This is a genomic window from Neisseria lisongii, assembly GCF_028463985.1.
Taxonomy (GTDB): Bacteria; Pseudomonadota; Gammaproteobacteria; order Burkholderiales; family Neisseriaceae; genus Neisseria; species Neisseria lisongii.
In genome coordinates this window covers 310,483-323,291 of sequence record NZ_CP116766.1, presented here as the reverse complement: position 1 = coordinate 323,291, position 12,809 = coordinate 310,483, and the positions used below count along the sequence as shown (strand labels likewise).

Sequence of the window (12,809 nt, the reverse complement as noted above, 5' to 3'; positions counted from 1 at the left end):
GTATCAAAATAGAAAAATCGGCGGCTGGCCCGCCGATTTTTTTAAATATGCCTAGCCTCGCAGTTGCGCACCGGTGCTTTGGGCGGCGGCAATCAGTTTGGCCACCAGCGGCTCGACAGTTTCGTCGGTCAGCGTGGTTTCCATGTCCTGCAGAATCACTTTCACTGCCACGCTCTTCATGCCTTCTGCCACGCCTGCGCCACGGTACACGTCAAACACGGTAATTTCCTGAACCAGCTTGTTGGCTGCGCCGTTTAAGGCCGCCAGCAAATCATCGTGGCTCATACTCTCGGGCATAACAAATGCCAAATCACGGCGCACGGCTTGGAATTTGGATACCGGACGGTAACGGGTTTTTTCCCGCTCTAACACAGCATCCATATCGATTTCAAACACCAGCGGTGCTTGCGGCAAATCGTATTTTTGCAGCCATTTCGGGTGCAGTTCGCCGACAAAACCGATTACTTTGCCGTCTGAAACGATATTGGCGGTGCGGCCGGGGTGCAATGCCGGATGTTCGGCTTTAACAAATGCCACTTGTTTGTTTTTCAACAGATTTTCAACATCGGTTTTGATGTCGTAAAAATCGGCGGCACGGGTTTTGCTGCCCCATTGTTCCGGCTCGACCGAACCGTACCACAGGCCGCCGATGCGTTCGTTCTGCACGAAACTGCCCTGCTCGTCTTTGCTGAACACTCGGGCGATTTCAAATACACGCACTCTGTTTTGCTTGCGGTTTAAATTGTTTTGCAGAATTTCCACCAAACCGCCGATTAAGGTCGAACGCATCACGGCATATTGTGCCGCCAGCGGATTTTGCAGACGAATCGGATTATCGTTGGCGGCAAAATCACGCTCCCATGCTTCATCGACAAAAGCATAGCTCACCGCTTCCTGATAACCTCTGGCGGCCATTTCGTTATACACCGCAAAGCGGCTGCGGCGGGTTTCTGGCAAAGCCAGCATTTTCAGACGGCCTGATGTGTAATCGTCAGGGATATTTTCATAGCCGTACACCCGGCCGATTTCTTCCACCAAATCGGCTTCGATTTCAATATCGAAGCGGAAGCTCGGCTGGGTAACGGTAAAACCGGCTTCCGTTGCCACCGGATTCAAACCCAAATGCTGCAAAATGGTTTCCACCTGCTGCGGCGCAACGGCCACGCCGAGCATTTTTTCCAAACGGCTTAACCGCAGTTCAACCTGATTAGCAGTCGGCAACTCGCCCACAGCTTCCACGCTTTCGCCTGCCGCACCGCCACAGATTTGCAACACCAATTCCGTTGCCCGCTCAATGGCATCTGCCTGCAACGCCCAATCCACGCCCCGCTCGAAGCGGAATGAAGAATCCGAGCCGAAACCGTATTGGCGGGATTTTCCGGCAATTATTTCCGGCGCAAAATACGCACTTTCCAATACGATATTAACCGTGTCGTCAGAAACCGCACTCGCCTCGCCGCCCATCAGGCCGGCCATGCTCAATGCGCCCTGCTCGTCTGCCACCACCAAAGTGTTAGCGGACAAAGTAACCGTTTTTTCATTCAGACACGCCAGCGTTTCGCCCTCAGCGGCACGACGCACAATCAGACTGCCGTGGATTTTATCCGCATCGAAAACGTGCATCGGCTGGCCCAGTTCCAACATCACATAATTGCCGATATCCACCAACGCCGAAATGCTGCGGATACCGCTGCGCTCCAAACGCTGTTTCAGCCACGCCGGGGTAGCGGCTTTGGCGTTCACATTTTCAATCACTCGGCTGATAAAGCGGCCGCAGTCTTGCGGCGCATCAATACGCACCGGCTGTTTTCTGCCGCTTGACACCGAGGCCGTCTGAATTTCAGGAAACGCCACCGCACACTGCGTCAGCGCCGATACTTCGCGGGCAATGCCTTTCACGCTCAAACAGTCGGTGCGGTTCGGCGTGATTTTCAGGGTAAACAGCGTGTCGTCCAAATCCAGATATTCCCGAATATCCGCACCGATCGGCGCATCGTCAGGCAAAATGTGCAAGCCATCGACACCATCATCAGGCAAGCCCAATTCATCGGTAGAACACAGCATACCGTTGGACACCACGCCCCGCATTTTGGTCGGCTTGATTTTGAAGTTGCCCGGCAACACCGCACCCGGAAGCGAACACGGCACTTTAATCCCCGGCTTCACATTCGGCGCACCGCAGACAATCTGCACCAATTCGCCCTGCCCCACATCAACTTGGGTTACATTCAAACGGTCGGCATCGGGGTGTTTTTCCACCGATTTCACTTCTGCCACCACCACGCCGCTAAACGCCGGCGCAGCCGTTTCGGTTTCTTCCACTTCCAAGCCTGCCATGGTCAGCAAATGCGCCAACTCATCAGCAGACAACTTCGGATCGGCTTGCGTTTTCAGCCACGAATAAGAAAATTGCATAATTTGAAACCTTTTTAGAGTTATTGAAACTCACTGAATAATAAAGAAAAATATTATTTTTTAATTTTCAGACGGCCTGAATAATCCAATATTTTTGCCGGATAATGTTGCGAAATTCTTCGCTGATTAAGTGCCAATCCACCAAATCCACTTTCCACGGCAAATCGCTTTGGGAAAATGCGTCCGCCAAATCGGCATGTTCTTGCAAAGACAAAGGGTTATCACCCAAAATAGCCAAGTCTAAATCAGAATATGGTTTGGCATTGCCTACGACCCGTGAACCAAATGCCCAAACGGTGCGCTGAGGAATATATTGCCGCAGAATGTTTTGCACCATCTGCAAATCTTCGGGAGCGATGGTGATCATGCTTGCCTTTGCTGTAACTGCTGCGCCAAAAATTGCGCTTCGGCGAGAAATTTCTCAATCCCTTGCACCACGGCAAGCGCAATGGCTTCATCGTAGGTATGGCTGGTTCTGGCTCGCATATCTCGATATTGTTTCCAATCCTGCCAATCGCCAAGCAATAAAGATTGTTCATTGGCGGTTCGGATTAAGTCTTGGAAACTCATCATATCGAATTGTTCAGGATTCGCTGATGTGTTCTCCAAATAACGCTTTAAAATTTTATGACTGATTTCATAAGTAAATTCAAAACGTTGAATTAAGCCATCACGAATTTGCGTATCACTCGTGTCTTGCAGATAACGCAGCCAACCCTCTTGCAGGCGGTTGATGGCGTTTATCAGCGGCTGAATGGTTAATTCTTTCATTGGAAAACTTTATGTTTTTTGTTGGGTATGCCGTCTGAAAGTAGATTTTCAGACGGCCTGTCGGTTTATTTAAACTGTTTCAAGAAATTCAAATCGTTATCGAAAAACAGGCGCAGGTCGTTGACGTTGTAGCGCAGCATGGCGAAGCGGTCGAGGCCGATACCGAAGGCGAAGCCGGTGTATTTTTCAGGATCGATATTGACGTTTTTCAACACATTCGGGTGTACCATGCCGCAGCCGCCGACTTCCAGCCATTTGCCGTTTTCGCCCATGATGTCGATTTCGGCGGAAGGTTCGGTAAACGGGAAGAAGGACGGACGGAAGCGCACCTGCAAATCATCCCGCTCGAAGAAGCGGCGGATAAAATCGGTGAACACGGCTTTCAAATCGGCAAAGGTTACGCCCTCTTCCACCCACAAACCTTCGGCTTGGTGGAACATCGGCGAGTGGGTGGCATCGCTGTCCACACGGTACACCCGACCCGGGGCGATAATGCGGATTGGGGGATTTTTTTTGTCCAGCATATAGCGGATTTGAATCGGCGAGGTGTGGGTGCGCAATACATCGCCGTTTTCCACATAAAAGGTATCCTGCATGGCACGGGCGGGGTGGTTTGCAGGAATGTTCAGGGCTTGGAAATTGTGGAAATCGTCTTCGATTTCGGGGCCGTCCGCCACTTCAAAACCCATGCCGTGAAAGAGTTCCACCACACGTTGCAGGGTCAGGGTTACGGGGTGCAACCCGCCCGCCGCCTGTCCACGCCCCGGTAAGGTAACGTCCAAGGCTTCGGCCGCCAGCTGCGCCTGCAGTTTGGCTTCGTTTAAGGCATCACGCTTGGCGTTGTAGGCCGTCTGAAATTGGTTTTTGCATTCATTGATATGCGCACCGATGGTTTTGCGCTCTTCCGGCGACATTTGACCCAAGGTTTTCAATAAGCCGGTTAATTGGCCGGTTTTGCCCAAATATTGGGCTTTGACTTGTTCCAAGGCGTTGAAATCGGCCGCAGATTCTACAGCGGTAATGCCTTCGGCAACGATACGGTTTACATTTTCCATAATGATTCTTTTAGCGTTTGTGGTTGATGGCTCTCTGCCCCATTGGCTTTTAATATCATCCAATAAAAACAAGGCCGCCTGTCCGCTTTGCCGATAACGTTGGAATAAGAAAATGCCACACTAAGCAGCGTGGTGGATTTCTTATTTGATGAGCAAATCAGCCGAAGCGTTTCAGACAGCCCGAATAATAGGCCAATCCGTTTAACAAATGAGCCGTATTTTAACGTAAATTGCCATAAAAAAACAGGCTTTGAAACAAATCAACAACCTATCGGATAGAGGCCGTCTGAAAATCGGGAGCAAATATAGTAAATCAACCGAAAAAAATATGGCACCACAACGAGCCACCCTTCCCCTAATCTCTTCCCGCCAGCGGGACGGGGAACGGTGTGTAGCGTACTTGCCTAAGCATGCACGTGCTCTTTAAATTCCACATGAATGCCGTCTGAAAACCGCAGGTTTCGCCAAAACGAGCGTAGCGAGTTTCTGCGAAGCTAAAATCGGATTTTCAGACGGCTTCGACATAAAATGCACAGAACAGGTGCGTGCTTTGGCCCGCACCCTACAAGTATCGGATTAAATTGTATGGATTATTCAGTTAATTCACTATATAAAAAACAAATATTACAATCTGTTTCCGGTTTTCAGACGGCCTAATTTGCTGATATTTTGTTTTAGAAAATAAAAAAAGGAAACCGAGGTTTCCTTTTTTACGCTGTTTGGATTAAGCAGCCAGAGCAGCTTTTGCTTTTTCAACCAGTTGGGCAAATGCCGCTTTGTCGAATACAGCCAAATCAGCCAATACTTTGCGGTCGATTTCGATAGCCGCACGTTTCAAGCCGTTCATGAATTTGCTGTAAGACAGACCGTTTTCACGGGCACCGGCGTTAATACGCACAATCCACAGTTGACGGAATTGGCGTTTGCGTTGGCGGCGGTCACGGTAAGCGTATTGACCGGCTTTCATTACCGCTTGTTTGGCAACACGGTAAACGTTTTTACGACGACCGCGGTAGCCTTTGGCTAAAGCGAAGATTTTTTGGTGACGGGCACGAGCGGTTACACCGCGTTTTACGCGTGGCATAGTTTAACTCCTTAAGCGTAAGGTAACATTTTAGCAACAGAAGCCAAATCGCGTTCGTTCACCATAGAGGTGCCGCGCAGTTGGCGTTTGGTTTTTGTGGTTTTTTTGGTCAGGATATGACTTTTGAACGCATGACCGCGTTTTACACCACCGTTACCCAGTACTTTGAAGCGTTTTTTCGCGCTCGACTTGGTTTTCATTTTAGGCATGGGAAAACTCCATTCATTATTAGATAAGGCATAAGGGGCTTTGAAATTTTCAATCTTTCAAACACTTGAAACCCAAACACCACGGTTTTTGCCGCTTTTTTCAAGCCTATTCCGTGCGGCAATCGGAATAAGCCGAGAATTATAGCCTTATTTTTTCTTCGGCGCAATCATCATTACCATTTGGCGGCCTTCCATTTTCGGGAAAGACTCGATTTGCACTACTTCGGCCAAATCTTCTTTCACCCGCTCCAGAAGCTGTGCGCCCAGTTGTTGGTGTGCCATCTCACGACCGCGGAAACGCAGGGTTACTTTTACCTTGTCGCCGTCTGCCAAAAAGCGGTTGATGTTGCGCATTTTGATTTGGTAATCGCCTTCATCCGTACCCGGACGGAATTTGATTTCCTTAATCTGAACCTGTTTTTGGTTTTTCTTGGCTTCGTCCCGCTTTTTGGCCATTTGGTATTTGTATTTACCGTAGTCCATAAGTTTGCACACGGGCGGTTTGGCATTGGGGGAAATTTCCACCAAATCCACGTCCTGCTCTTCAGCCATAGCCAAAGCCTCACGAACAGACACTACTCCCAACTGTTCGCCTGAATCACTGATTAATCGCACTTCTTTGGCGGTAATTTCGCCGTTGATTCGTGCTTCGCGTTCTTGAGCGATGATGATACTCCTTTTAAAGATTAATGATTAACGAGGGATTCGGTGATTTCCTGTTGCAGTTTTGCAATAAAATCATCTAAATCGAGCGAACCCAAGTCTTCTGCTTTGCGGCGCACGGCCACTTTGTTTTCCTGTTTCTCTTTATCGCCGACAACGATTTGGTAAGGGAAACGGTATTGGCTGTTGTCCCGAATTTTGTAGCCGATTTTTTCGTTACGCAAATCCAATTCTACACGGAAGCCTGCGGCCTGCAGTTTGGCGGCGACTTCTCGGCAATAGTCTGCCTGATTTTCGGTGATGTTCATAATCACCATCTGCACCGGCGCCAGCCACAGCGGGAACGAACCGGCATGGTTTTCAATCAAGATGCCGATAAAGCGCTCCAGCGAACCCAAAATCGCACGGTGCAGCATCACCGGACGGGCCCGGTCGTTGTTTTCGGTAACGTATTCGGCGTTCAGGCGTTCGGGTAATACGAAATCCAGTTGCAATGTGCCGCACTGCCAAGAACGACCCAAGGCATCTTTAACATGATATTCGATTTTCGGGCCGTAGAATGCACCTTCGCCCGGCAATTCTTCCCACTCTACGCCGCAGGCGGTCAGAGCTTCACGCAAGCCCTGTTCGGCTCTGTCCCAAATTTCATCGGAACCGGCACGTTTTTCCGGACGCAGCGACAGTTTTACCGATACATCATGGAAGCCGAACTGTTTGTAAATCCGCACCAGCAATTCGTTAAAGGCTTGCGCTTCGGCAACGATTTGCTCTTCGGTACAGAAAATATGTGCATCGTCCTGCACAAAGCCACGCACACGCATCAGGCCGTGCAGCGCACCGCTCGGCTCGTTGCGGTGGCATGAACCGAATTCTGCCAAACGCATCGGCAAATCACGGTATGAGCGCAGACCGTTGTTGAAAATCTGCACATGACCCGGACAGTTCATCGGTTTAACCGCATATTCCCGTTTTTCCGAATTGGTTACGAACATATTGTCTTTGTAATTATCCCAATGGCCGGATTTTTCCCAAAAGGTTTTATCCATGATTTGGGGCGTTTTGACTTCTTTATAACCGGCGGCATCCAGCTCTTTGCGCATGTGTTGCTCAATCGCCTGCCACAATGCCCAACCTTTCGGGTGCCAGAACACCATGCCCGGCGCTTCGTCTTGCAAGTGGAACAAGTCCAACTGTTTACCCAGTTTGCGGTGATCCCGTTTTTCAGCTTCTTCGATCCGCTGGATATAGGCTTTTAACTCGTCTTTGCTTGCCCAAGCTGTGCCGTACACACGTTGCAGCATTTCATTGTTGCTGTCGCCTCGCCAGTAAGCGCCCGCCAGTTTGGTGAGCTTGAAATTTTTCAGGAAACGGGTATTGGGAACGTGCGGGCCGCGGCACATATCGACATATTCCTGATGATGATACAGACCCATGGCTTCGACTTCGGGCATATCGTCAATCAGGCGCAGTTTGTATTCTTCGCCGCGCTCTTGGAAGGTTTTGATGGTTTCGGCACGGGGCGTCATTACTTTAACGACATCATAATCCTGCGCAATCAATGCCTTCATGCGCTCTTCAATCGCTGCTACATCTTCCGGCGTAAACGGTTTTTCAGTCGCAATATCGTAATAAAAACCGTCTTCAATCACCGGACCGATAACCATTTTGGCATTCGGATAAAGCTGTTTGACAGCGTGGCCGACCAAGTGGGCGCAAGAGTGGCGGATAATTTCCACGCCTTCTTTGTCTTTCGGCGTGATAATCTGCACGGAAGCGTCTTCAGTAATCGGATCGCAGGCATCGACCAGCTTGCCGTTGACTTTACCCGCCACCGTTGCTTTCGCCAATCCTGCGCCGATTGAGGCGGCAATCTGCGCCACGGTAACCGGTGATTCATATTGGCGGACTGAGCCGTCGGGCAAGGTAATGTTCAACATCAAAAAAGCTCCAAATTGAGAAGTGCCGTGCGTGGGTGCGGTATTTTCCGGCATTGCACAGCCGTATAAAATCGTTTGCTGCACCGAAACCGCAGCGTCTTTATTTTCAGACGGCCTGTCAGCGGGAATTTTCCCTGTTAAACAAGCCGGTGCTGCACAAAAAACAAGTGTTTTAGCAGCAAGGCGGATTTCGGCAAAATTTATAGTGGAGCTACCTCAAGGTAATAGTAAGACGGCGAGCCGCAGACAATATGAGTAATACGGCAAGGCAAGCCAACGCTATAGTACCTTGAGGTAGTTCCACTATGGTCTGTAATTCTATATGATTGCCCCTTAACTTGGCAAGCACGAAACCTGTTTTTCAGACGGCCTATCGCCCATGCCGTCTGAATTTCGCCGCACTTTTCCCGCAAGCAGACGATACTGTGCCGCCAATCATGCAAAACCGGTCTGCATTCGTTATGCAGTTTTCCCGTAAATTGACTATAATCGCCCTATTCTATTTTCAGACTTTTAAACAAAACCGACATTATGTTGAAATTTACCCTGCACAAAAAAGACGGCCACGCCCGCCGAGGCACGTTGGAGCTGAACCACGGCACAATCGAAACGCCGGTATTTATGCCGGTCGGCACCTACGGTTCGGTCAAAGCCATGACCCCGCAAAACCTGCACGACATCAAAGCCCAAATCATCTTGGGCAACACTTATCACTTATGGCTGCGCCCCGGTTTGGAAGTAATCGAACAATTCGGCGGTCTGCACCAATTTATCGGCTGGGACAAACCGATTCTGACCGACTCAGGCGGTTTTCAGGTTTTCTCGCTGTCCGATATGCGCAAACTCACCGAAGAAGGCTGTACCTTCAAAAGCCCGATTAACGGCGACAAACTCTTCCTGTCGCCTGAAATCTCGATGAAAATCCAAACCGTCCTCAATTCCGATATTGTGATGCAGTTGGACGAATGCACTCCGGGCGAGGCAACGTATGAACAGGCCAAAAAATCGCTGCAAATGAGCCTGCGCTGGGCGGAACGCAGCAAAAAAGCCTTTGAAGATTTGAACAACCCCAACGCCCTGTTCGGCATCGTGCAAGGTGCGATGTATGAAGATTTGCGGGAAGAATCGCTCAAAGGGCTGGAACAGTTCGACTTTCCGGGTCTCGCCATCGGCGGCTTGTCCGTCGGCGAACCCAAACCCGAAATGTACCGTATGCTGCGTGCCGTCGGTCCGATTTTGCCCGAACACAAACCGCATTACCTGATGGGCGTGGGTACGCCGGAAGATTTGGTGTACGGCGTGGCGCACGGCGTGGATATGTTCGACTGCGTCATGCCCACCCGCAACGCCCGCAACGGCTGGCTGTTTACCCGTTTCGGCGATTTGAAAATCAAAAACGCCAAACACAAACACGACACCCGCCCGATAGACGAAACCTGCACCTGCTACGCCTGTCAAAATTTCAGCCGTGCCTACCTGCACCACCTGCACCGTGCCGGAGAAATCTTGGGCGCACAGCTCAACACCATACACAACCTGCATTTCTACCAAGTCATCATGGCCGAAATGAGAGAAGCCATCGAACAAGGCAGATTCGCCGACTGGCAGGCACAATTCCACGAAAACCGTGCCAAAGGCGTGGATTGATAAGCAAAGCAACATAAAACGAGGCCGTCTGAAAATCGCATTTTCAGACGGCCTCGTTTTTTCTATAGCGGATTTAATTAATTTTCGATACAAGGCAGCAACGCCGTAGCGAAAGTTAAGTTCATCCACTATAACTCAAGAATTAGGATTAATGGCTTGAATCGGTGTTCACTTTCAATTTACCGTTTAATGCCGCATCGAGTTTGTCTTTATCCAAAGCATTTTCCCAGCGGGCGACAACAATTGAGGCGCAGGCGTTGCCGACAAGGTTGGTCAAAGCACGGCATTCGGACATAAAGCGGTCGATGCCCAAAATCAGTGCCATGCCTTCTACCGGCAAACCCGGCACGACAGACAAGGTTGCCGCCAGTGTGATGAAGCCGGCTCCGGTTACGCCCGCCGCACCTTTGGAACTGAGCATCGCCACCAGCAGCAGGGTAATTTGGTGGGTAAGGGTCAAATCGGTGTTGGTGGCTTGGGCAATAAACAGTGCCGCCATGGTCATATAGATATTGGTGCCATCAAGGTTGAACGAGTAACCGGTCGGAATTACCAGACCGACTACGGATTTTTCGCAACCGGCAGCTTCCATTTTCTGCATCAGGGTCGGCAGGGCAGATTCGGAAGACGATGTACCCAACACCAGCCACAATTCGTCTTTAATATAACGAATCATTTTGATGATGGAAAAACCGTTGTAGCGTGCCACTGCACCCAAAATCACGATAACGAACAAAATCGAGGTGATATAGAAAGTCATTACCAGCATAAACAGATTGCTGATAGAGCTGATGCCGTATTTGCCGATGGTGAATGCCATTGCGCCGAATGCACCAATCGGCGCAGCTTTCATCAAAATCGAAACCATTTTGAATACGGGTGCGGACAAGTCTTGCAGAAACTGAATCACCGGTTGGGCTTTGTCGCCGACCGAAGCCAGTGCGAAACCGAACAATACAGAAACAAACAAAACCTGCAGAATGTCGCCGCCCATCAGCGGGCTTAACACAGTGGTCGGAATAATGTTCATCAAAAAGCCGGTAATGGTGCTTTCATGTGCTTTGGAGAGGTATTCCGATACTTTGTCTGAATTGAGCGTACTCGGGTCAATATTCAAACCTGCACCCGGCTGGATAATGTTGGAGACAATCAATCCGACCACCAGTGCCAGTGTGGAAAAAGTCAGGAAGTAAATCATGGCTTTGCCCGCCACACGTCCGACCGCCTTCATATTACCCATGCCGGTAATGCCGGTTACCACCGTCAGGAAAATCACCGGCGCAATAATCATTTTCACCAGCTTGATAAACGCCGTACCCAAAGGCTGCATACTTTCGCCGATGCTCGGGTAAAAATGCCCCAACAAAATGCCGACAACAATCGCAAAAATCACCTGCACATACAGCACTTGATAAAATTTTTGCTTAGGCGGCCGACTGTTCAGCTCGTCTGTATCAAGATGTAACATGGTCTGTTCCTTTTTTGGAAAAGAAGAAGAAAAATAATCGGGTTTAAAGTTGAATTTGTATAAAACTGTAATTTATCGTCAATTTATTAAAATTTCAAATAATAATAGATAGTTAAAATCTATATTTATGAAAATATTAGAATAATATTTTTATTTTGTTGACAATTTTACCCCAATCCACCAACCATTCAGATAGAAAAACCATTTTCCCACAGTTGATTTAACATGCCTTAACCCGAATCCTGCATACTTTTCAGATTACAGGCCGCAACAATTCCCTTTAATATGCCGTTTTTCAGACGGCCTGATTATTGCTAGAATACGGCTTTATTCCGACCACCGATTAAGCTGATAACCATGTCCCGCTTTTTAAACGAACCCGCCCTGCAATACACCCAACAAACCCAAACCGCCGTTTTGCTGCTGAATTTAGGCACGCCCGATGCGCCGACAGCGCAGGCGGTGAAACCCTATCTCAAAGAATTTCTCTCCGATCAGCGGGTGGTTGAATTGCCCACACTCTTGTGGCAACCGATTTTGCGGGGCTTAGTGCTAACCCTGCGCCCGAAAAAAAGCGCCCACGGTTACCAAAAAATCTGGTTTGACCAAGGCTCGCCACTGGCCGTTTATACCGAACGCCAAACCCAAGCCCTAGCCGCCGCCCTCCCCAATATCATTGTCCGCCACGCCATGACTTACGGCAATCCGAGCGTAGCCGATGTTTTAGAGGATTTAAAAAACCAAGGTGTCGGCAAACTGCTGGTCATTCCCCTATATCCGCAATACGCCGCCTCCAGCACCGGTGCCGCCGTCGATAAAGTTTTGGCGCAGCTTTTGCAGCAGCGCAACCAAATGAGCCTGCGTACCGTTTCCCGTTTTTATGACGACAGCGGCTATATCGATGCCATGGCGCAGCATATCCAAGCCTATTGGTCGCAAAACGGCCGCGGCGAAAAACTGATGCTGAGTTTCCACGGCATTCCGCAGAAAAACCACGACGACGGCGACCCCTACCCCGACGAATGCCGCCACACCGCCCGCCTGCTGGCGCAACGCTTGGGTTTGAGCGAAGACGATTATGTCGTTTCCTTCCAAAGCCAGTTCGGCAAAGCCAAATGGATTGCTCCCAGCACCCAGACACTGTTCAAACAGCTTCCCAAACAAGGCATTACCAAACTCGATGTCTTCTGCCCCGGCTTTACGGCCGACTGCCTCGAAACCATGGAAGAAATCGCCTTGGCCGGACGGGAAGAATTCCACGAAGCCGGCGGCAAACAATACCACTACATCCCCTGCCTCAACGATAATCCGGCTTGGATTGCGGCACTAACCGATTTAGCCAAACGCAATCTGCAAGGCTGGGAGTAATTCTGTATCAAATAGGCCGTCTGAAAATCGATTTTCAGACGGCCTAAAATATTTACCGGCTTTGATAAAATCTGATTGTTAACCGTAGCACCACCCTTATTCCTTTTCAAACAGCATAGCAAAACCCAACAGCCACGTACATACTGAGCATATATGCTACACGCTGTTTGAAATTAGAGGGCAACAAGTTGC

The 12,809-nt window shown here is 49.5% G+C and carries 12 protein-coding genes; 3 read left to right on the top strand and 9 right to left on the bottom strand.

Annotated features, from left to right (window positions below):
* Positions 1-51 precede the first annotated feature (51 nt).
* The 8 genes from pheT to thrS form a co-directional block, all read right to left on the bottom strand.
* Entirely contained in the window at positions 52-2,415 is a 2,364-nt protein-coding gene (pheT, locus tag PJU73_RS01460; RefSeq protein WP_237091355.1) for a phenylalanine--tRNA ligase subunit beta, read from the bottom strand.
* Between the two features lie 67 nt (positions 2,416-2,482).
* Positions 2,483-2,782 (bottom strand): nucleotidyltransferase family protein, encoded by a 300-nt coding sequence (locus PJU73_RS01455; RefSeq protein ID WP_237091356.1) that lies wholly within the window; start codon positions 2,780-2,782, stop codon positions 2,483-2,485.
* Positions 2,779-3,186: an HI0074 family nucleotidyltransferase substrate-binding subunit gene (locus tag PJU73_RS01450; RefSeq protein WP_237091357.1), complete on the bottom strand. Its 408-nt coding sequence runs from the start codon at positions 3,184-3,186 to the stop codon at positions 2,779-2,781. The genes PJU73_RS01455 and PJU73_RS01450 overlap by 4 nt, the downstream gene beginning before the upstream one ends.
* A gap of 65 nt (positions 3,187-3,251) precedes the next feature.
* On the bottom strand, positions 3,252-4,241 hold the full coding sequence (pheS, locus tag PJU73_RS01445; protein ID WP_237091358.1) for a phenylalanine--tRNA ligase subunit alpha: 990 nt from the start codon (positions 4,239-4,241) through the stop codon (positions 3,252-3,254).
* A gap of 724 nt (positions 4,242-4,965) precedes the next feature.
* Complete coding sequence (gene rplT, locus PJU73_RS01440; RefSeq protein ID WP_016687291.1) at positions 4,966-5,325, bottom strand: 50S ribosomal protein L20; 360 nt, start codon at positions 5,323-5,325, stop codon at positions 4,966-4,968.
* 11 nt (positions 5,326-5,336) lie between these two features.
* On the bottom strand, positions 5,337-5,534 hold the full coding sequence (gene rpmI / locus PJU73_RS01435) for a 50S ribosomal protein L35 (RefSeq protein ID WP_165008337.1): 198 nt from the start codon (positions 5,532-5,534) through the stop codon (positions 5,337-5,339).
* A gap of 147 nt (positions 5,535-5,681) precedes the next feature.
* Complete coding sequence (gene infC, locus PJU73_RS01430; protein WP_272607653.1) at positions 5,682-6,200, bottom strand: translation initiation factor IF-3; 519 nt, start codon at positions 6,198-6,200, stop codon at positions 5,682-5,684.
* A gap of 20 nt (positions 6,201-6,220) precedes the next feature.
* Positions 6,221-8,134: a threonine--tRNA ligase gene (gene thrS, locus PJU73_RS01425; protein ID WP_237091360.1), complete on the bottom strand. Its 1,914-nt coding sequence runs from the start codon at positions 8,132-8,134 to the stop codon at positions 6,221-6,223.
* Positions 8,135-8,165: 31 nt separating this feature from the next.
* Between thrS and PJU73_RS01420 the strand changes: the two genes are divergently transcribed.
* Together PJU73_RS01420 and tgt are read left to right on the top strand one after the other, a co-directional pair.
* On the top strand, positions 8,166-8,393 hold the full coding sequence (locus tag PJU73_RS01420; RefSeq protein ID WP_237091361.1) for a hypothetical protein: 228 nt from the start codon (positions 8,166-8,168) through the stop codon (positions 8,391-8,393).
* 272 nt (positions 8,394-8,665) lie between these two features.
* Positions 8,666-9,781 carry a tRNA guanosine(34) transglycosylase Tgt gene (gene tgt, locus PJU73_RS01415; RefSeq protein ID WP_237091362.1) on the top strand — a complete coding sequence of 372 codons (1,116 nt, stop codon included), beginning with the start codon at positions 8,666-8,668 and terminating at the stop codon, positions 9,779-9,781.
* Between the two features lie 148 nt (positions 9,782-9,929).
* Here tgt and PJU73_RS01410 read toward each other — a convergent pair whose 3' ends face one another.
* Positions 9,930-11,249 (bottom strand): dicarboxylate/amino acid:cation symporter, encoded by a 1,320-nt coding sequence (locus tag PJU73_RS01410; protein WP_237091363.1) that lies wholly within the window; start codon positions 11,247-11,249, stop codon positions 9,930-9,932.
* Positions 11,250-11,606: 357 nt separating this feature from the next.
* Here PJU73_RS01410 and hemH point away from each other — a divergent pair, with 357 nt between their 5' ends.
* Positions 11,607-12,617 (top strand): ferrochelatase, encoded by a 1,011-nt coding sequence (hemH, locus tag PJU73_RS01405; RefSeq protein ID WP_237091364.1) that lies wholly within the window; start codon positions 11,607-11,609, stop codon positions 12,615-12,617.
* Positions 12,618-12,809: the final 192 nt, after the last annotated feature.

What these genes read in the sequence shown, in the direction of transcription:
- pheT (WP_237091355.1), bottom strand. Translation starts at nt 2,415, where the DNA reads ATGCAATTTTCTTATTCGTGGCTGAAAACGCAAGCCGATCCGAAGTTG.
- PJU73_RS01455 (WP_237091356.1), bottom strand. Translation starts at nt 2,782, where the DNA reads ATGATCACCATCGCTCCCGAAGATTTGCAGATGGTGCAAAACATTCTG.
- PJU73_RS01450 (WP_237091357.1), bottom strand. Translation starts at nt 3,186, where the DNA reads ATGAAAGAATTAACCATTCAGCCGCTGATAAACGCCATCAACCGCCTG.
- pheS (WP_237091358.1), bottom strand. Translation starts at nt 4,241, where the DNA reads ATGGAAAATGTAAACCGTATCGTTGCCGAAGGCATTACCGCTGTAGAA.
- PJU73_RS01410 (WP_237091363.1), bottom strand. Translation starts at nt 11,249, where the DNA reads ATGTTACATCTTGATACAGACGAGCTGAACAGTCGGCCGCCTAAGCAA.
- rpmI (WP_165008337.1), bottom strand. Translation starts at nt 5,534, where the DNA reads ATGCCTAAAATGAAAACCAAGTCGAGCGCGAAAAAACGCTTCAAAGTA.
- rplT (WP_016687291.1), bottom strand. Translation starts at nt 5,325, where the DNA reads ATGCCACGCGTAAAACGCGGTGTAACCGCTCGTGCCCGTCACCAAAAA.
- tgt (WP_237091362.1), top strand. Translation starts at nt 8,666, where the DNA reads ATGTTGAAATTTACCCTGCACAAAAAAGACGGCCACGCCCGCCGAGGC.
- hemH (WP_237091364.1), top strand. Translation starts at nt 11,607, where the DNA reads ATGTCCCGCTTTTTAAACGAACCCGCCCTGCAATACACCCAACAAACC.
- thrS (WP_237091360.1), bottom strand. Translation starts at nt 8,134, where the DNA reads ATGTTGAACATTACCTTGCCCGACGGCTCAGTCCGCCAATATGAATCA.